This window comes from bacterium SCSIO 12827 (assembly GCA_024397995.1).
In the GTDB taxonomy this organism is placed as follows: Bacteria; Pseudomonadota; Alphaproteobacteria; order Rhodospirillales; family Casp-alpha2; genus UBA1479.
The window spans coordinates 2001293-2020678 of the sequence record CP073746.1 but is presented as its reverse complement, the minus strand read 5'-3'; the positions used below and the strand labels follow the sequence as shown (position 1 = coordinate 2020678).

14 protein-coding genes and 1 riboswitch are annotated in these 19386 nt (G+C 58.1%); of the genes, 7 read left to right on the top strand and 7 right to left on the bottom strand.

From position 1 onward, the window contains the following. The first annotated feature begins 56 nt into the window (after positions 1–56). The 3 genes from KFF05_09520 to KFF05_09510 all read left to right on the top strand — a co-directional run bounded on the left by KFF05_09520 (position 57) and on the right by KFF05_09510 (position 4671). Positions 57–1043 (top strand): TAXI family TRAP transporter solute-binding subunit, encoded by a 987-nt coding sequence (locus KFF05_09520; protein UTW50216.1) that lies wholly within the window; start codon positions 57–59, stop codon positions 1041–1043. Between the two features lie 348 nt (positions 1044–1391). Then, positions 1392–3512 carry a TRAP transporter fused permease subunit gene (locus KFF05_09515; GenBank protein ID UTW53661.1) on the top strand — a complete coding sequence of 707 codons (2121 nt, stop codon included), beginning with the start codon at positions 1392–1394 and terminating at the stop codon, positions 3510–3512. A 73-nt stretch (positions 3513–3585) separates the two neighbouring features. Continuing rightward, positions 3586–4671, top strand: a complete 1086-nt coding sequence (locus tag KFF05_09510; GenBank protein ID UTW53660.1) for a mandelate racemase — start codon at positions 3586–3588, stop codon at positions 4669–4671. A 133-nt stretch (positions 4672–4804) separates the two neighbouring features. Here the strand turns inward: KFF05_09510 and KFF05_09505 are convergent, their stop codons facing one another. Next, positions 4805–5719 carry a mechanosensitive ion channel gene (locus KFF05_09505; GenBank protein ID UTW53659.1) on the bottom strand — a complete coding sequence of 305 codons (915 nt, stop codon included), beginning with the start codon at positions 5717–5719 and terminating at the stop codon, positions 4805–4807. A 330-nt stretch (positions 5720–6049) separates the two neighbouring features. Further along, the gene (locus KFF05_09500; protein UTW50215.1) at positions 6050–6265 is read right to left on the bottom strand and encodes a hypothetical protein; all 216 of its coding nucleotides are present in this window, start codon (positions 6263–6265) and stop codon (positions 6050–6052) included. Between the two features lie 622 nt (positions 6266–6887). On the opposite strand from KFF05_09500, the gene KFF05_09495 reads away from it, so the two are divergent. Beyond that, the gene (locus KFF05_09495; protein ID UTW50214.1) at positions 6888–7178 is read left to right on the top strand and encodes a dienelactone hydrolase family protein; all 291 of its coding nucleotides are present in this window, start codon (positions 6888–6890) and stop codon (positions 7176–7178) included. A gap of 52 nt (positions 7179–7230) precedes the next feature. Here KFF05_09495 and KFF05_09490 read toward each other — a convergent pair whose 3' ends face one another. The 5 genes from KFF05_09490 to KFF05_09470 form a co-directional block, all read right to left on the bottom strand. After that, positions 7231–8196 carry a hypothetical protein gene (locus KFF05_09490; GenBank protein UTW50213.1) on the bottom strand — a complete coding sequence of 322 codons (966 nt, stop codon included), beginning with the start codon at positions 8194–8196 and terminating at the stop codon, positions 7231–7233. A 2-nt stretch (positions 8197–8198) separates the two neighbouring features. Next, positions 8199–8978 (bottom strand): ABC transporter ATP-binding protein, encoded by a 780-nt coding sequence (locus KFF05_09485; protein UTW50212.1) that lies wholly within the window; start codon positions 8976–8978, stop codon positions 8199–8201. After that, positions 8975–9961: an iron ABC transporter permease gene (locus KFF05_09480; protein UTW53658.1), complete on the bottom strand. Its 987-nt coding sequence runs from the start codon at positions 9959–9961 to the stop codon at positions 8975–8977. Before KFF05_09480 ends, KFF05_09485 begins: the two co-directional genes overlap by 4 nt. A 32-nt stretch (positions 9962–9993) precedes the next feature. Continuing rightward, positions 9994–10761: an ABC transporter substrate-binding protein gene (locus tag KFF05_09475; protein UTW50211.1), complete on the bottom strand. Its 768-nt coding sequence runs from the start codon at positions 10759–10761 to the stop codon at positions 9994–9996. 194 nt (positions 10762–10955) lie between these two features. Then, positions 10956–12860 carry a TonB-dependent receptor gene (locus tag KFF05_09470; GenBank protein UTW50210.1) on the bottom strand — a complete coding sequence of 635 codons (1905 nt, stop codon included), beginning with the start codon at positions 12858–12860 and terminating at the stop codon, positions 10956–10958. A gap of 381 nt (positions 12861–13241) precedes the next feature. Further along, a riboswitch (cobalamin riboswitch) is annotated at positions 13242–13466 on the bottom strand. Positions 13467–13569: 103 nt separating this feature from the next. Here KFF05_09470 and KFF05_09465 point away from each other — a divergent pair. From KFF05_09465 to KFF05_09455, 3 genes are all read left to right on the top strand, one after another. Beyond that, positions 13570–14046 carry a copper uptake system-associated protein gene (locus tag KFF05_09465; GenBank protein ID UTW50209.1) on the top strand — a complete coding sequence of 159 codons (477 nt, stop codon included), beginning with the start codon at positions 13570–13572 and terminating at the stop codon, positions 14044–14046. Between the two features lie 1093 nt (positions 14047–15139). After that, complete coding sequence (locus KFF05_09460; GenBank protein UTW50208.1) at positions 15140–16603, top strand: PAS domain S-box protein; 1464 nt, start codon at positions 15140–15142, stop codon at positions 16601–16603. A 767-nt stretch (positions 16604–17370) separates the two neighbouring features. Further along, on the top strand, positions 17371–19383 hold the full coding sequence (locus KFF05_09455; protein ID UTW50207.1) for an MCP four helix bundle domain-containing protein: 2013 nt from the start codon (positions 17371–17373) through the stop codon (positions 19381–19383). Positions 19384–19386 lie beyond the last annotated feature (3 nt).

Sequence of the window (19386 nt, the reverse complement as noted above, 5' to 3'; positions counted from 1 at the left end):
AACGACTTGCAGAAAAATACTGGCATTCGCCAGAGAAAATGAAAGAGGAGACAGTCATGAAGAAGCTTATCGGATTTGTTGCCATTTTAGCGGTGGCGAGTTTCGCGATGACGGGCATTGCTTCAGCCCAGAAGGCGAACTGGCCGAAGTCCTTCACCGTTGCGACTGCCAGCCAAGGCGGCACGTTCTTTCAGTATGGATCCGGCTGGGCCAATATCATCAGTAAACAGACCTCGGTCGTCGGAAGTGCCGAGGTAACAGGCGGCCCCGTCCAAAACCTGGCGTTAGTGCAGGTCGGCAAAGCCGAATTCGGGCTTACGACTCTTGGGCCCGCTGCAGACGCGTTGGCAGGAAAGAGCCCCGCGGCGCCGGGCGTTAAGATGGACAAAGTGCGGGCGATTTTCCCGATGTATGTCACGCCGTTCACCTTCATTACCTTGAAGCGGTCCGGTGTCGATAGCTTCGCAAAGCTGCCGAAGGGCGTGCGGGTTGGCGTCGGGCCTGCCGGTGGCACGGGTGATGCTTACTGGCCTGGCATGCTGAAGCAGATTGGTGTCGATGCGAAAACCCGAAACGCCGGTTGGTCGGACCTTGCCGGTCAATTGAAGGATGGGTTGGTTGACGCGATTGCCTTTGGTGCCGGCGTGCCGGTTCCGGCCGCGACGGAGCTCGAAGCCACCGACGAAATCAACTTCCTAAGCTTCACGCCGGAACAAGTTTCCCAGATCGAGGCCAATTTCCCGGTATCGGCCTACAAGGTGCCGTCGACCACCTACAAAACCTTGAAGGCGAATAACCAAGTCATCAATACGGTTTCCATGTGGAATTTCGCCATCGCCAACGCCGACCTGCCGGATGATTTTATCTATGAGGTGGTCAAGACGACGATGGAGAACAACCCCAAAATGTTGAATGTCCACAAAGCGGCAAAGACCACCGTGTCGGCCAACGCAAAATTCAACAAGACCTTGCCCTGGCATCCTGGCGCCCTGCGTTACTTCAAGGAGATCGGGGCCGAAATCTCGGACAACCTGAATAAATAGGATGCCGGCGGATCGGGGTGAGCGCCTCGGTCCGTCGTCATTCTCTTACGTTCCGGACCTTTCCGGCGGACCGATGCAGATGGCGCAGGGCCGGGCCGGACAGAAATCAAACCTGGATCCTGCCCAGTCTTTCCCCCTTCCCGAACACGACCTCAGATAATTCGGGGAGGGGGGAGCGGGATTTTAGTCAGGTGACGGGTCGCACGGGCTTTGCCTGCATCGACGGAGAGTAAATTGCCCAACGAGGGATCAATTGAGGGGGCACCGCGAAATCGCGATCTCCCGGCGGACGCGGCGGTTGTCGAGGTCGGTGTCATCGAAGAGCCGATTGTCGCGAACCAGAGGATCATGACCGGCTGGTCGGCGGCCTCTGTGGCTTTTCTGACGTTCGGCTATACCGCATTTCATATCGTCAGCTTGAACATGTACCCGATCGAAACGTGGACCTTTCGGATGATCCATGTCTTGGGCGCCATGGTGATCGGTTTCCTTCTGTTCTCAGCCCATGTCTTTGACAAAAATGCGCCGCCCCAGGGCGACGGTCGGCGGCAGCGCCAATGGGCATTGTTTTGGGGAATGATCGCCGGTCTGCCGGTCGTGTACGCGGCCTGGCCGGTGACGGCGTATATACTTATCCCCGGGTCGGAACTTGGTGGTGACTGGGAGCGGTGGGGATTCGGCATCCCTCTTTCTGTTGGAACCGCATTGGCAACCGTCGGCGCTTGGATGTTGCCTGGGCGCGCGCGCGGCAAGGTGCATCCCTGTGACATCGTTCTTGTTCTGGCGGCCTTGGTCTCCTCCGGCTATCTGATCTGCGCGCTTGATGGGGCGGCGCTGAGAATGCGGGCCGGCACCCCCTTCGCCGCTGAGGCGAACACCTATGCCGCAATCGTGGGTGTGGTGCTGATCTGCGAGTTCACGCGCCGTCTTGCCGGGCTCTCGCTTGTTGTTATCTCGGTCTGTTTCATCGCCTACAGCTTTGTTGGGCCGTGGTTGCCAAGCTTCCTTCGGCACAATGGATTCTCCGTCGATCGCTTCTTTACCTACATCTATACGGATAACGGAATCCTTGGCCCAACGACGGCGGTATCCTCGACCTACATAATTCTGTTCATAATTTTCGCTGCCTTCCTTCAGGCGTCGCGCGTCGGTGAGTTTTTCATTAATCTGGCCTTTGCCGCAGCCGGACGAACGCGAGGTGGGCCGGCGAAAGTCGCGATTTTTGCGTCGGGTCTTACCGGCATGATCAACGGCACGTCCGCGGGGAATGTGGTGGCAACCGGTTCGTTGACCATTCCTCTTATGAAACGTGTCGGCTATGCGCCGCGTATGGCCGGCGCGATCGAGGCCGCGGCGTCGACGGGCGGCCAGATCATGCCCCCGATCATGGGCGCCGGTGCCTTCATCATGGCCGAGGTCACGGGCATTCCGTATTCCGACATCGCGCTTGCCGCGGTTATTCCGTCGGTGCTGTATTTCCTTTCTATTCTATTCATGGTCGATTTCGCGGCGGCGCGGATGAAAATGACAGGGTTGCCGGCCGATCAGTTGCCGCGTCTGTCGGCGATGTTGCGGCAGGCATATCTGATTTTTCCCATCATCCTTCTGATCGCGACGATTTTTATGGGCTACTCGGTCATCCGCGCGGGGACCCTGGCAGTTATCGCCGCGGTCATGGTCAGCTGGCTTTCTTCGTTTCGCATGGGACCAAAGGCGATCTACGGCGCCCTGTCGGCGGCCGGAGTGATGTCGATACAAATCATCGCCGTCTGTGCCTGCGCCGGGATCGTCGTCGGCGTGATCGCGTTGACCGGAGTGGGCGCGCGTTTCTCGTCTATTCTGCTGGGGATCGCATCGTCGACCACGATCATCGACGGCAAACTCCTGGCCATGTTCTTTGCCATGGTCATCGCCATCATCCTGGGCATGGGGATGCCGACCACGGCGGCCTACGCCATCGCAGGGTCGGTGGTGGCACCCGGGCTGATCAACATGGGGATTGACCCGCTGGCGGCGCACTTCTTTGTGTTCTATTTCGCCGTCGTGTCAGCGATCACGCCGCCGGTCGCATTAGCGTCCTATGCCGCTGCGGCAATCTCTGGGGCCGGGGCGATGGAAACGTCGGTAACGTCGTTTCGGATTGGCCTCGCCGCCTTCATTGTTCCCTTCATGTTTTTCTACACGCCGGCATTGCTGTTGAACGGCGACGTTTGGGACATTGCCTATGCGAGCATGACGGCCTCGGTCGGAATCTATTTTCTCGCCGCCGGGATCCAGGGTTGGTTCTTTGGTCGGATTCATCATGTCATCCGGATCGGACTTGTCGTCGCGGCGGTCCTGATGATGAAAGGCGGCTTAGTGACGGATATCGTCGGCGCGTCGATCGCAGTCGTCGCCTTTCTCATGCGCGGGGTTGCGATTGGCCGGTCGGTCGCCCTGGCGGATGAAGAAAGCAATCTTCAGCCATGAAGTCATCGGTGGGCGGAGAAGTCCTGTGTTTTCCGGTGCAAACCCTGAGGCACTCGTGATGAGTAGGGGAACGATGGATCTACTTACGATAACAGGCGTGACCACACGCCTAGTGAACGTGCCGTTACGGTTCGCCCTGGGAACCAGCGCGGCAAGGGTAACGGCAGCTCCGCTTTTGCTTGTCGATCTTCATACAAGGGAAGGGGTGACCGGCCGGACCTATCTGTTTACCTACCGGCGCAGCGGCGGCGTTGCCATTGCGGCTCTTTTGCAAGATGCGGTTGAGGTCGTGAAGGGAATGACGGCTGACCCCGTTGCTATCGGCGATCTGCTCGCTCGCCGGTTTGCCCTTTTAGGGGTGGTTGGCGCCGCGCGCATGGCCCTTGCCGCCCTGGACATGGGGATTTGGGATGCGAATGCCCGGGCGGCCGGTCTGCCGCTGGCGGCGATGCTGGGGGCGAGCCCCCGGCCGGTCCCGGCCTACAATTCAAGCGGCCTGGGCTTAATGCCGCCGGAGGCCGCCGCGGATGAAGCGGAGGCGCTATTGGAAGGCGGCTTCAAGGGCGTGAAACTGCGGCTTGGTCATCCGACGCTCAGAGAAGACTTGGCCGTCCTGCGCGCGGTTCGTAATCGGCTTCCCGACGAAATCGCCATTATGGTTGACTACAACCAGGCACTCACCGTCGCTGATGCGATGGCGCGGGGGCGGGCAATAGAAACGGAAGGCATCTACTGGATTGAAGAGCCGATCCGCCATGATGACTGGGCAGGTAACCGCGCCCTTGCGGACGCCTTGGAGGTGCCGCTGCAGATCGGCGAGAATTTCGACGGCCCACGGCAAATGGCGGACGCGATATCGGCCGGTGCTGCCGATTGGGTCATGCCGGATGCGGTGCGTATCGGCGGCGTTACGGGATGGATCCATGCCGCCGGTATCGCTGCGGCGCGCGGCCTGGAATTGTCGAGCCATCTATTGCCCGAGATCAGCGCGCATCTGCTGTGCGCGACACCAACGGCCCATTGGCTTGAATATGTAGATTGGGCGGATGCCATTCTTGTCGAGCCGCCCAAGGTCGTTGATGGCGCCTTTGACGTGCCGAATAAACCCGGTATCGGACTGGAGTGGGACGAGGCAAAAATCAGCAGATTGATCGTCTGAAGGGAGAGGTTCAACTCCTGCCCTGTAACCAATAAAAGCCCCCTATATCCCTCTATTAAGCGGACATGTTTTACTGTTGGTGCCGGTTGAGATGCATCTGGGTAAGCGTGGCTCGCGCACTGAGAATTAGGCGCTAGCCATATTCAGAAAACATGCCTGCGTCTTTTCCCCGCGTGGCACAGGTAGGTATCGCGGGACCAACCAACTCTATCCGCCTGTATGGTGCAATGGTTCCGGCCTGGCGCAGTGCGTCGTCGACAAGACTAAAGACCTCATCGCGGCAGTCGATGTCGCGGTCGAAGCGAGAAAGCCAATAGCGTAAAGCATAAGTGATGCCGCCTTCCTCATAGGCCTGAACGCGGACGTCCGGCAACGGGTCCTGCTGAATGAGCTTTGCCTCCTTCAACGCGTTCAACATGAGCTCACGGGCTCGCGTGATCGGCATATTGTGGTCAAGGGTGATGGCGATCTGTGCGCGGTAATGTGGTTTTGGTGCAGAATAGTTGGTAATCCGCTGACGCGCGATCTGACTATTCGGGAGAATCATGTACGTGGCGTCACGGGTTAAGATCCGCGTTGTGCGCCAACCGATCTCGATGACCTTCCCTCGCGCCATCCCGTCGATGTCGATCCAATCTCCGATGCGGAAAGGAGCTTCGATACCAAGTGCAATTCCGGACAGCGTATCGGCCACGACGTTGCGGATGGCGAAGCCGAACATGGCGAGAACAAGCCCTGACCCGGCAAGCGCGCCAACTGCACCCTGTCCTGTGAAAAGCGCGGCGGTCGCCGCGAGTGCGACCAGAAACAAAAGCGCCGTTATGATTTCTCTTAAGAGTCGCGGGTAGGGTTGCCGATGCGCTGTTGTCTTATCGAGCGCGATCGACAGAACGCGGCTGATGAACCACGCAACCGCGAAATATGCCAGGGCGTTGATGCAGAGCCAGAGCGTCTCGTCATTTCCAAGATGATCGCTAAGATCAGACCGAAAGAAAATCAGACCGAAGTTGACGGTTGCCAGGATAGTTGGCCACACAAGGCGTTGCATATGCCGTTTCGCGCTCATTGTACGCATCCTTCTCCGGAGATGGCTTCGGTTCTATGTAAGTTAGTGGTGGTGCAAAACAGGCACCGACCGGCGTGCGCGCGTGGAAGTTCCCTGTCGCAATGTCGGCAGATGATGAGGATCGATCCAAAGTTCAAGAAAAGTGCTTTGTGGCAAAACGAACATCTGTTGGCCGCAGCAAAGGATAAAGTGGTGTTGCAGCGAGCGCATGTCTCGCGCAATGCATACATAACCATGTGTTCGCTCCGAAACACGAGAGGACCGATGACAGGGTGAGTTTCGTTTGGTTGGAGAAAGTGACCTCTGCGGCGGTCACAAAAGTCTCGGGCTGTCGCCGGAGAAGCCGCAGATGACCAGACCCGTTTTGCCTTGAGCCATATCGCGCGCAGTTGAGGGGGGCGTTGCCGTGGCGAGGCGCTCGAAAATGTTGGCAGATGCCAACAGACAGCGACCGCTAAATTGGGCAGAGCAATTTTGAGTCAGATTGATATTCGGGTCAGGATCGTAAGGGATGTGGAAGTTGGTCATGATCGCTCCTCGCATGATCGATGATCACGCGCTCAATTCAAGGTGATGAGGAAGCCCCAGGAGGTGCGACAGGCGTAAACGCGCCTAAACCGCCCGGGGAAACAGGCGGGTCAGAAGAAGAAACCGAAAATGATCTTCGTGTACCAACATTCCTGAGATATGGGCGGGGGCTGTACATAAGTCAATGGCCATAAACTTGTGATGGCATCTCAGCTTAAGTATGCGTGATGTGGTCGATGGGATAAGACGGATGAAAAACCGTCTTAATCCTGAAGTAAGTGACCATGGGAGAAAGTAAATGTGGTTGCGTGCCCCCGCAACCAACAAAAAAGCCCCTAAACCAAAAGGTTAGGGGCTTTTTGTTTGCGCAAAGCGCAGCCCCAAAAACCCAGGGGTCAACCTATGGGAATCAGGTGAAATCAAGTTCCTGCAAGTTTGAGCAAGGTGGAAGGCGTCGCGGGGATGAATCAAAACTCTACGCAGGACCGATCATGACTAGGATGATGAGGCATTCGTGAATTGTGTCAAGCAGGCCTATCGGGTCGGTGGCTATCCCGGAAAGGACGAGGACGGCAAGGGTATGCAAAGCCGGCTAGACAAGCAGTAACTTTTCACCGATCTGTTGAATGGGGCACGCTTCATAAACTCCCACGCGCTTTCGACCGGCAGGCTTGGCGCGACAGGGTTCCATTTCTGGGGCGGAGTGGTCAACGCCCTTGCGGTCGAAATGGGTGACGCGCGCACTGTCGCTGTTCCTTATTACGGTCGCGCTGCGATGACAGCCGATGTCCCGAAACTCACGGCGGCGCTCATGATCCAGAACGCTGAAGATGACCCTCGGATCAACGAGGCCGTGCCCGCCTATGCCGAGGCGTTTAAAGCATATGGAAAGACATTCGAGATGCACACCTAAAGAACACGGCAACGAAGCCAATTTTCCCGCAACCATCCACAGGATTAAGAACTCAGCATTCTTCGGTCGAAACTCGCCAGTCCGCGTAGCGAAGCTGACGCAGACATGCACGCACAAGGGCCCGGTGCGGGCGGTCCATATCCGTCATGTTGATCATCCGGCCTTGGCCGACGGCCTCGATCACTCGGCGCTTTAGGTGCAGGTAATCGGCATGAGCAAACCGCAGGACGATGTCCTGGAACGCATCGTGCGCGTCCGGATCGAACGGCCGGGTGTTGCCCAGGCCGTCGCTGAGCGGATTGGCCGGATACATCGACAGGCAGGGCAGCCAGCCCTCGGGCAAGGGCACGTTGGCGGCATGAGTGCGTTGGTGCGCCGCCAGACGCGGCAGCAGGTGTGTGTGCGGGCCATGGGGGGTGGGCAGGCCGTTGGCCTGCGACGGAATGTATTGATAGACCTCGACCCGGCCCAGGCGAGACAAAAATACCCGGTGCGGGCTTTTCGCGATGACTGCCGCCATCGCCGGGCCTTCGAAGGCCAGCATGTCGGCGCCGCCATGGGCGCGCAGCGTTTTAATAAGGTCGGGATCGCGGGTCCGCACGCAGGCATCCACATGGGGCAGTCTCAAACCTAGGTCGAACAGCACCGCACCTCGGTCTTCTTTGCGAACGGCATCGTTGTCGGGTCCGATCTCCGTCAGCCCCACGCGCCCAGCCATGTGCCCCGCCTCGTCGTCGGGCAGGCAGATGTTGACGCCCTGGTTCCAGCGGTTTCGGTTGCGTGATGGCGTTTCATAGGGAAAGACCGTCGCGTCTTCTTTCAGGTCGATGCGGATCGCGCCTTTGCCCGTGACCACCGTGCCGCCACCGTCGGACACAAGAACCTCCGCTGCATCTTCCGCGTCACGATGGAATTCTGCGATCACACCGAAGGAGCCGATGCTCCAACCGGTGGCCGCGGTTTTCAAATGCCGTTGCACCAGCGCCACGGCGTCGATGAAATACTCGTCGCTGATCAATTTCAGGTCTCCTTGGGTGATTCCGAAAGAACGATAGGCTGGCCGCCAATGAAATGCAGGCCGCCCTCGATGCGGTAGACCGCCGCAAGGTTTTCCGGCCTCAGCACGGCAGCGGGGCTTCCCTGGGCGACGATGCGCCCATCCGTCATCAGGATCAGCCGATCGCAATAACGCGCCGCTAGGGTCAGATCATGCAGGACCGCGACGGTGCCCGCCGTCTCGGACACCCGATCGCGGAGGATTTCCATGACGTCGAGTTGGTGACGCGGGTCCAGTCCGGTGACGGGTTCGTCGGCCAACAACATCGGCGCGCCGCCGGCCAGGCAGCGGGCGATCATGACCAATGTTCTCTCTCCGCCGGACAAAGTCGTCACGGCGCGGCGCCGCAGGGGGGCGGTTCCCGTCGCGGCCAGGGCCGCCGCCACGGCTTCGTCCCCGGCCGCGATGTTCGCCCTGCGGTCCTGGCCGTTCGCCAACAGGCCCAGGGCGATAATCCGTTCGACCGACATGGGCCAATGGCAGGGCGCACCCTGCGCCAGGTAGCCGACGCGGCGGGCGATCTCGGCGGGATGGAATCCTGTGAGAGCCTTTCCGTCCAGACGCAGGTCGCCACCATCGATTGGGACGAGCCCCAGAAGCGCCTTGAGGAAGGTGGTCTTGCCTGCCCCGTTGGGGCCGATCAGTCCGGTCAGGCTGCCCGGCGCGAAATCGGCGGAAACGCCGTCGAGCAGGCGGCACCCGTTTCGCATCACCACTAGATCGCGGGCTGACAATATGGTCATTGTCCCTCCCTCCGCGTTCTCAGAACCAGGGTCAGGAAGAACGGTGCGCCGATCAACGCGGTCAGCACGCCCAGTTGCAGTTCCGTACCGTCGGTCGCGAAGCGCACGGCGATATCGGCGGCCAGCGTTAGGGCCGCGCCGCCCAATGCCGCCGCTGGCAACAGGCGCCCGGGGGCATGGCCAACGGTGGGACGCAGAAGGTGTGGCACAACCAGACCGATGAACCCGATGACGCCGGAAACCGCGACGGCCGCGCCCACCGCCAGGGCGGTGCCGACGATCACACGCGCCTGCAAGCCGCCGATGGCGATACCCAGGCTGCGGGCGACGTCCTCGCCCAAGGTCAGGGCGTTTAGACCGCGTCCCGTGGTCGCCAGCAGGCCCATGCCCAAGGCGATGAACGGCAGGGCCAGGGCGACATGGTCCATGCTGCGGTCGGTGAGCGCCCCCAGCAGCCAGAAGAAGACCTCGAAGGCCGCATAAGGATTGGGCGACAGGTTGAGCGCCAGGGTCGTCAATGCGCCCGACATGGCATTGATTGCGACCCCGGCTAGGATCAGGGTGAGGATCGGCGAGTCCCGTCCGGCCAGAAGATAAAGAAAGACCACCGCCAGCCCGGCCCCGGCCATACCACCCAGGGGCAGGGCCAGCGGAAAGACGGCGGAAAGCCCCGAATAAAAAGTGGCGACCGCGCCCAGCGCCGCCGTGCCTGACACTCCGATCAACCCCGGTTCGGCGAGCGGATTGCGCAGCAGTCCCTGCAACGCCGCGCCAGCCATACCCAACGCCGCGCCGATGGCGGTGGCCAGAATGGCGCGGGGCAGGCGTAGTTCGCGCAGGATCACGGCTTCAGGCGTGGCCGGCATGGTGGTCAGCAACCCCATGTCAGGCAACAGAATGCCCGCCCGCCCGAACACGACCGAGGCCATGAACAAACACACCGTCAGCACCGCCAGCCCGGCCAGCAGCAAAGGGAAGGTCATCGCACGGGGCGCTGGCGACAGGTGAGGAGAGATCATGGCAACGGATTTCCTTCACGCCATGCGTCGGCTGCGCAGGCAAGACGCAGGATCGCGTCGATGGCTTGAGGCCCGCCGCAGGTCCAAAGACTGGCCGGCAGGTCGATGCGGCCTGCACCACTTAAGGCCGCATGGGCCGGGTGATGCAGCGCCTGATGGGTGAGCGACGGCCTTCCCGCCGGGCGCGCGGCAACGACCACAATATCCGGCCGGGCCGCGATCACCCGTTCCAGCGGCAGAAAGCCGATGCCCGTCACGCCCAAGTCGGTGGGCAGGTTAAGCAGGCCCGCAGCATGTAGGATACCGTCGATCAAGGAGCCCGGGCCCGTGGTCATGCCGCGCGGTTGTAAGACGATGGCGTGGGGTTGATCGCGATCGTCGCCGGCCCGTTGGGCAAGGATGGCGGCGAGGCGTCGGTTGAAATCGGCGATGATGCGTTCCGCTTTTGCATGCTCGCCCAGGGCTCCGGCCACGCGGCGGATATTGGCGCGAATGGCGTCGAAGCCACTTGCCGGGTTCAGTGTCAGAACGGGATGTCCGAAGCGGCGCAGAATCGTCGTCGTGGCACGTGTGGTGTAGGTGCCGGCTAAAACCAAGTCGGGCCGCAGGGGCAGGATTTCCTCGGCCTGGCCGTGGTTTGCATGCAGTCCCTGTGCCAGGAGCGCATGGTGGGAGATCTCCGGATCGAATGCCATATAGGAGATCGAGGTGATCCGGTCCCGTTCGGCCAGCAGCAGGACAAGCTGGTCCGTGCAAAGGTTCATGGACACGATCCTCCGCGGTTTGACACTCACGGTCTCGGCCGGGAAGGAGGCGGGAGCACCAACCGGTGCTCCCGCCAGTGGGGCGCCCAGAGGCGCCATGGAAAGAACGGCCGCCGCGACCATCAGCCCCCACGCCGGGGAGAGTACGGGGAGAATCCGTGAGTGGTGATGCATGGGTCGTTCTTTCCTGGGATCTAGAGGCCGAACCGGGTGCGAATGCCGAAATAGCCAGCGATCCCCGGCTCGTCGTAGAACAGGACTTCCTGGTATTTCTGGTCGAGCAGGTTCTCCACCCGGGCGAACAGTTCCACCCCGTCCTTGATCTCGTAGGAGCCGGCGATGTTGACCAAAAAGTACTCGTCCAACCTGATCGATCGGCTCGTGCCGTAAGAGTTCGAGAACTCCATATCGCGTTGGACGCCGTTGAAATCGACCCCCAGATCGACCTTTGCCTTGCCGTTCAGAAACGCATAGGCAAGGTTCATGCTTGCGATATGCTTCGCCCGCCGAACCAATTCCTTGCGGTTGGCGTCCTGCCCGTCCGTATAGGTGTATTGGCCTTTCAGGCTCAGGCCATGGCCCAGGTCCGCTGCGACGGACAACTCGACCCCCTGAATTTTTGTGATCCCGTCCAGGTTGACCGAGGTATTGCCGCTGCCCGAGATCAGGTCCGTGATGCGGTTGTTGAAATAGGTCAGGTCGGCAATCAGCCGGTCGCCGAGGAAACCTTGTTCGACACCGGCATCCCAGCCACGGCTGGTTTCCGGCCGCAGGTTCGGATTGCCCGTGTAGGTGGCGGTGGAGCCGAACAGTTCCGACAGGGTCGGGTTTTTGGCCCCGGTGCCGTAACTGCCATGCAGGCGGGTGCCGGTTTCGTGGTGGACGTAAGCCGCCGTCATCCGGTAGGTGCGTTTGTCGTTGAAGATGTCGTTGTCGTCGTAACGGATGCCGCCGGTCAGGTGCAGACTGTCCCACAGGGAAACGCGGTATTCCCCGACATAGCCGTAGTTGGTGATGTCCCGGTCCGACGTGCTGAAGTTGCTTTTGGTGAACTGGGTTTCATCCTCCCGTTCCGCCAGGAAGGTCAGGCCGTGCCGTGCTTCGGCGATATCCGGCGTGTCGAAGGACAGATCGCTTTTGTAGTGGAACCGCCACTTGTCGCCGTCGGCGTGGTAGGTCTCGATCCCGTTGGTGCGAGAATCGGCGCGGTCCGTGTGAACGGCGCCGCCGAATGACTGCACCCAGGCGCCGTCGAACAATCCGTACGTCGCGAGCATCCCGCCGCTGCGCTGGATGGTATCCGTCTGTTTATCGGCATCCACGGTCTTGATGATTCCGCCAACGGAGGGCTGATTGTCCGTTTCCGTGGAATCCTTCACGTAGCGCCCGAATAGGTCGAAGGACAGGTTATCTAGGGGGGTGACACCGACCTTGAAATTTATGGTGGCGTTTTCATTGCCATCCAGTTCGGTATTGCCGTCTTCTTCCGGGGCGATAGAAATGCCGGCTGTGCGATAACCGCTCGCGCCGATGGAATAGTGGTATTTTTCGGTGCCGCCACGCAGGCTGACGGAACCCATGCTTGTCGCAAAGGAACCGCCTTCGGCGTTGGCCTCGACGGTCGCCGGGCCCTTGCCTTTCTTGGTCACGATGTTGATGACGCCGCCGATCGCGTCACTGCCGTAAAGCGCTGATTGGGCGCCCCGAAGAACTTCGATCCGTTCGATGTCGGCGGCGCGCAACTGGCCGAAATCGAACTCCGATCCGCCGCTGGGGTCGTTGACCTCGATGCCGTCGATGATGACCAGTGTGTGGTTGCCTTCGGCGCCGCGGATGCGGACCTGGGTGAGGGTCCCCACGGGGCCTGACCGGTTGACGGCCAGACCGGGAACCTCGCGCAGTACGTCCGATAGAACGCGGACCTGTTTGCGTTCGATCTCCTCCGCCGTGATCACCGTGATGGCGCTGCCCACGGCGTCGGCGGGCGTTGGCACCATGGTCGCGGAAACCACGACTTCCGGCAGATGATGGGCCGATTCAACGGCACGGCGTTCATCTGCCGTCGCCACCGTCGGCAGGGAGAAAAGAGTGGAAAACAATATGATGCCCACTGCGCGGGGCGCAGTGAACCTGACTTTCTGAACACGAGCATTCATTAGAACCTCCTCCGGTTGTTCGCTCGAACAACCGGACGGGCCGCATGACGCGCGCGCAGGATGCCACCTTGAATCCCTGGAACGGGCCGATCACCGGCGCCGAACCCAATACGGGATTCAGACACCTCGTTCGCGCGTTCAGGGGACCGTCCGGCACACACCAAGTGCACGAACGGACCGTCGGCATCGATTTGGGGAGATGGACGCTTCCCGAACCCGAGAAGCGGATCAGGACACCCCGTGGCGACGACGGCGGTCTGCCGCACCAACAAGGCGTCACCACAAACGGTCTCTACCGCGCCTCCGACAAATCCCGATCGGCGGCTGGGCGACGCGTTCCTTGGCAGGTCTCCTGGCTCGCGGGTCGTCGATGGCGATCTGCCTTCCCCGGGACGGGCCCGAGTGGCGCTATGCGACCGCCGTCTCGCCGCTCACAGTTGCGGGGACAGCCGCAGATTAAGCCCCCCTGATGGGTAAGGCCCTACTGCGTTCCCTTTTGATCCCCCCGACACAATCCGTTGACGGGGAACCAAGGACGCTATCGTGTTACGGGAAGTTGTCGATAATGGCAAGCGCATGTTTTTCGTTGCAGAGCTTGATGGCGATGACCAAATGCGGTTACTAGCCGCGGATCGATAAGGAGCCACCTCGCATGAATACCATCTCCCTGCGCCTTCTTTTCCTGGTTGGCATGATCGTGTTTGTTTGTCCGGGCGCCGTTCAAGCCGACGATGCAGGGGATGCGGGCGCCATCCGGCACCTGCTGCATTCGACGTTCGATCAACCGGAAGCGCCGTTGACAGTCGATCCCGTCACGATCATTGGGGATGCTGCTGTCGTCGGCTGGGCACAGGGCGATAGAGGGGGCCGCGCACTGATGCGAAACAAGCACGGTGTTTGGGAAATCGTTCTGTGCAGCGGCGACGCGCTGAAAGACGCGGCTGCTTTAGTGGATTTCGGTCTGCCTGCCGCCCAAGCGCAGAAACTCGCCGCCGCGACAGAAATGGCGGAGTCGAAACTTGCCCCCGTCCTCAGGGCGAAGTTTTCCATATTCGATGGGGTCATGATGATGGACGAGCAGGGCCACCACCCCACGACAGATGGGCACGGCGTCAACACTAAGAATTGACGTCTATTGAATGGCGCGTCCGCGGATAAGAGCCTCCACCGCAGCAATAACCGCGCTTTGCCATGGTCCCTTCATTCCTGAATGACAAACCGATGAGCAAAACCTTTAGAGCGATCCGGGGTTGCGGTCTCATCCGCAGCCGCCGGGGGCCCCAGAGCTTTTCGGACTTACACTTGTAGAAAGTGCCTTCAGAGATGCCGTGCCGACGGCAAACGTCCGCCGTCTTCTGGTCTGCTTCCTGCTCCCACAGCATCCAGATGATCTACTTTTCCGTGAATCGTGAACTCTTCATATCCATCTCCTCTTCGAATGATGGACTCTATCCAAAATTCGCGGAGAAAATGGGGCTCAGGTCACTGAACAGCAATAGGGGACAAGATTGAATCAGTGATAGTGCCTGCCTAAGGCATTGAAAAAATGGCGGATGGGGTGGGATTCGAACCCACGAAGGACTTGCATCCTTGCTGGTTTTCAAGACTTGCGTTTAACCATTACATGCTGTGCTGATTCGGAAAAAATAGCGCAATTACAATGCGATGGAATATGGTCGTTTGCGATCGTTTATGAACGTTGACGACTCTAATTGTCCCTGATTTGTCCTAAGGTGCGGTTCGGAGGTTTGATTTCATAACTTTATGGTCGCAGGTTCAAATCCTGCCCCCCCAACCAATAATATTAACGGCTTTGCCCGAAACGGCTAAGGCGTTTTGTTGTGCGTGGAAGCAATGTGGAAGCAGGTGGCGGCCCTAACAGCGACCTTGCTACGCTGACATTCTCCGGCGATCTGATCGAACCCGAGAACAGCAAATACAGAAACACAGTAAGTCAGCACTAACCCTCAGCACCCGAAACGGTATGGGGGAGGGAAATAGGGGTTCAGGTCATTTCCCAAACGTACTATCTGGAGCCATAGCAACAGAGGGAGATTGGAAGGCGAAATCTTTAGAAATTGGTTCCAATTGACCGTCATCACTGACGTATATGCCCACTTTGATCTACAGCAGATTTTTCGTTAAGCGTTCAGATTGTGGTCTTGATAGTCGCGCAAAATATGAAGGCCGCCAAAAAATCGAGCAGAATTGGATAATTCACTTTGCCTAACAGAAAACGCAAGCCTTTGAACATACCGTCGTTTTGCGATGCGATTGACCAGACAACCGATGCTGTCTTGGTCGTTGATTTCGATTCGCGCACAATTCTCACGTGTAACAGCGCTGCAGAACGGTTGTTCGGCTACGATGCCTCTGAATTGATTGGAGAGACATCTCAAAACCTTCATTTGGATTCTGTGTCTTATAATCTGTTCGGGGAGGAAGCCTCGTTAGCACTGGAGAATGATCCGAGCTTTTTACGGCGAATTCCGCTTCGCGATAAAATGGGCAAGCTGTTGTTAGCGGACGCCCACGTTATTCCCCTGGAGACTTACTCATCCTCCAGAATTGTAATCAGCATCATCCGGCCTACACCTGAATCGGGAGCCGCAAAAAGGGATGCTGGATCGCAGGTCGAATTGGAGATTCAGGGGATATTGAAACGCATATGCAGGACGCACGGTTGGGTTTACGGAGAAGTCTGGCTACCGCACCCGGAGGGGTATCTAGAATTGTGCACAACATGGTCGATGGATTCAAAACTCACACGTCCGCTGCAGGAAATTACATATTCAATTCGCTTTAAGCTGCGTGAAGGTGCCCCGGGACGTGTTTGGGAATCTGGCCGGCCGGAACTTCTCACTAACCTATGGGGGGCGCCGCGGCATGTATTCCGGCGGGCCTTCGTTGCCAAGGCGCTCGGGTTACGTTCCTGCTTGAGTATCCCGATTATGGCTGGGAGCGATATCGTGGCAATCGCAACGTTCTTTGGTTGCGATGTTCGGCACCAGGCGGTTGACGAATTGGTTGCAACCCATTCTGAACTCAATTGCCTTCAGGAGAAGGTCATCAGTCACCTAAGTGCCGGTGGCTTTGTCGAGCAGGTCGATGCGCTGTCTCCATCTGATCATTTGAAACAGGATGCTCCTAGATGGGTCTGTGAACCGAACACGTTGGTCGTACTGGACGCCAACCAAGTCGTCCAGACCGATTGCCAGCAAAATCACATTCGCTGTCTTCGGTCCAATTTACTGGAGTGTTTAGAGCGGCAGGGAAGGCATCTTGTGGGCGACCAAGAGATCGTGCCCCGAAGCATGCATACAAAAAGCTACTCCCCATATCGGTTCACGCCGGATGATGGGAGTGAAAGATGGGGTATATTGGAGTGTTATTTCATCCCGTGGCACAACGGATACGCTTTATCTGCTCAAGCAATAGACACGCCAGCGGGATCGCCCTCCTTAGTCACCCCCAACACAGAAAAATTTAGGTCACTCACGTTACGTGAACGCGAAATCGTTGCGTTAGTGATCAACGGTTTATCCAGCAAAAAAATTGCGCGGAGGCTTGGCATTAGCCATAGAACCGTAGAGACGCACAGAAGTGCAATAATGCGGAAGCTGGGTCTAAGTTCGATTGCTCAGATTATTAAATTGTACGGACCGCTGATTAACAGCAAGGAATAAGGCGTTTCGGCACCATTTCTTTATCTGGCTCATTGGCAAGGCGCTTGTTTCAGCGACGGCAGAAAGCACGTACGTGATAATGCCTACGTGCTCGTGCCCACTTAGCATTATTTAATTTTTTATCTATCACTTCTTACGGCCCCCTTTTGGGGCACGTGTAATCACGTGGTGTTTGTTAGGTCGTTTAGGCGTACGTCAGGGCCCGTGTTCATAGTTCATATCAACTGGCGAGCCCTTGTCTTTCTTTTTTACGATGACCTATCAAAACGCAGATATCTTGGAGCACTCTGTCGCTGATTCTGCGCGGCGGGAAACGCTGTTTTGGACTGGCTTGCTTGACGCAGATGGGGATCAAAAACCGGAAGGTATTCTGATCACCGACAACGGTTGCTGCATAATCACGAAGGGCATCCCGGATGCGTTGCTGCCGTTCAAGGAACCCAGCACCAACGTGGAGCCGGTCGGGACACCTAGTGTCCGGTTTACGGATGTCAGGGCGATGTCGTTTCACGGCGCTTGGGTATAGCGTCGCAGTCAATTGATGCGATCATTTCAACATTCATGAAAACCGCAGAGTTCGATGAGCTGGCCGGGGCTGGACAAAACTGTGGCTTCCTTATGTGTCAGCGGCAATGGGGCGAAGTGCCAGCCTCATACTTTTAACAGTCTCATTAAATATTTGCCGATAACTGCATCGCAATTTCAGTTTTCGGTCGCACTTAAACTTGCCGGCTAATGCACCGGCATCATGGGGTAGGACTACGGACATGGCCTTCTTAAAGAACATCAAGGTGCTTGCGAAAATATCTCTTGGGTTTGGGATTATTTTAGCGTTGCTGGTTGCGGTCGGAGTAACGGGCGCCATTAGTCTCAATAACGGTGATGATAATTTTACGCGCTATCGGAAAATCGCCCTTCAATCGAATCAAGCATCCCGTGTCCAGAACGAATTGGCAGACGTGCAAATCGCGGTTCAGGAGTATCTAGTGACGCGGTCGACGGAAGCAATTGAGAAGGCAAAAAAGGAAGTAACAGAAACCCTAGCCAGCAATGAAAAGCTAGCTGAGATGGTCAACATGATGGAAAGGCAGGCATTCATCGACGCGGCTTCACAGAAGATTCAAGGCTACGCTAAAGCTTTCGAAGAGATCATCAAGTTGGACGTTCGGGAAAAGGATATCGTCGAGAATACATTGAACAAGTTCGGCCCGGAAATGAGGCGAGAACTCACCGGCATCATGGAGCGCGCCGCTAACGATCTGCAATTCACGACTGCGTATTCGGCAGGAAAAGTTCAGCAAGAACTTCTCCGAATGCGCCTTCATGTCACCAAATACATCGATACAAGCGAGTACGCTGCCTATGAACGGGCGATCAAGGAAGCTGGAGATCTAGAAAAAGGTCTTTTGGCCTTGGCTGGGGAAATGACCGACCCCGGCATGCGCGAGCGAGTTGGCAATATTGCTGCATTGGGCAAGACGTACGCAGGCGGCATCCATCAGGTGCATGCGGTTCTGACCGAACGAAATGAACTTCTCCACAATACCCTGATTCCTATCGGGTACTCCGTTACCAAGGACATGGGCAAACTGAAGACCGAAATCAGGATGGAGCAGGATACCGTGGGTCCGGCAACCAGCGCCGCCATGGGACGGGCCGTATACGTGATGAGCACCGTTGTGATCGTAGGACTGATCATTGGGATTGTCGCCGCCTGGTTAATCGGGGGGGGGATTTCCCGGCCCATCGGCGCCATAACGAGGACGATGCGTGTTCTCGCCGACGGAGACAAGACCGTCGATATCCCAGCCCAGGATCATCGTGATGAAATCGGCGAGATGGCCAGGACCGTGCTTATCTTCAAGGAAAGCATGATCAAAGCTGAGGAGATGACGGCAAGGGAGATGGAGGCCGCTAAAGATCGGGAAGAACGCGCGCGCACGATAGAGGAGATGACAGTTAATTTCGATAATGATGTGTCAGAGCTGTTACGCGCACTCGCCAGTTCAGCAACCGAAATGGAGGCCACGGCGGCATCCATGTCGAAAATTGCCGAGACGACAAATGTGCGTTCAAGTTCGGTCGCCAGTGCGGCAGAGCAAGCATCTGCCAACGTGCAGACCGTCGCTACTGCCACCGAGGAACTGACCAGTTCCATTCAAGAAATCGGCCGCCAGGTCAATCAGTCCTCAGAGATAGCGACCCGAGCATCGGACCAGGCGTCGAGGACGGATCAGCAGGTCCAAGGCTTGGCACAAGCTGCTCAGCAGATTGGAGAAGTGGTCGATTTGATTTCGGACATCGCCGAACAGACCAATCTTCTGGCCCTTAATGCGACTATTGAGGCTGCGCGGGCAGGCGAGGCGGGCAAAGGCTTCGCCGTCGTTGCCAGCGAGGTTAAAAGCTTGGCCAACCAAACAGCAAAAGCAACCAGCGAAATCGCCCAACAAATCGGCAGCGTCCAATCTGAGACGAAGGAGGCGGTGACCGCGATCCAATCGATCGCGCAGACGATTAAGTCCATGGATGAGATTACGTCTGCCATAGCCTCGGCCGTAGAGGAACAGAGTGCGGCGACCCAGGAAATCGCGCGCAACGTGGAGCAGGCGGCATCCGGGACACAGGAAGTGACGACGAATATCGCCGATGTGTCCTCGGCCGCAGGCGAAACCGGAACCTCGGCGAGCCAGGTACAAAGCGTGGCTGGTGATCTGAACGAGAAGTCGAACCGCCTGAAGGCACAGGTGGAAAAGTTCCTGGCCGATGTGCGAGCGGCATAATAT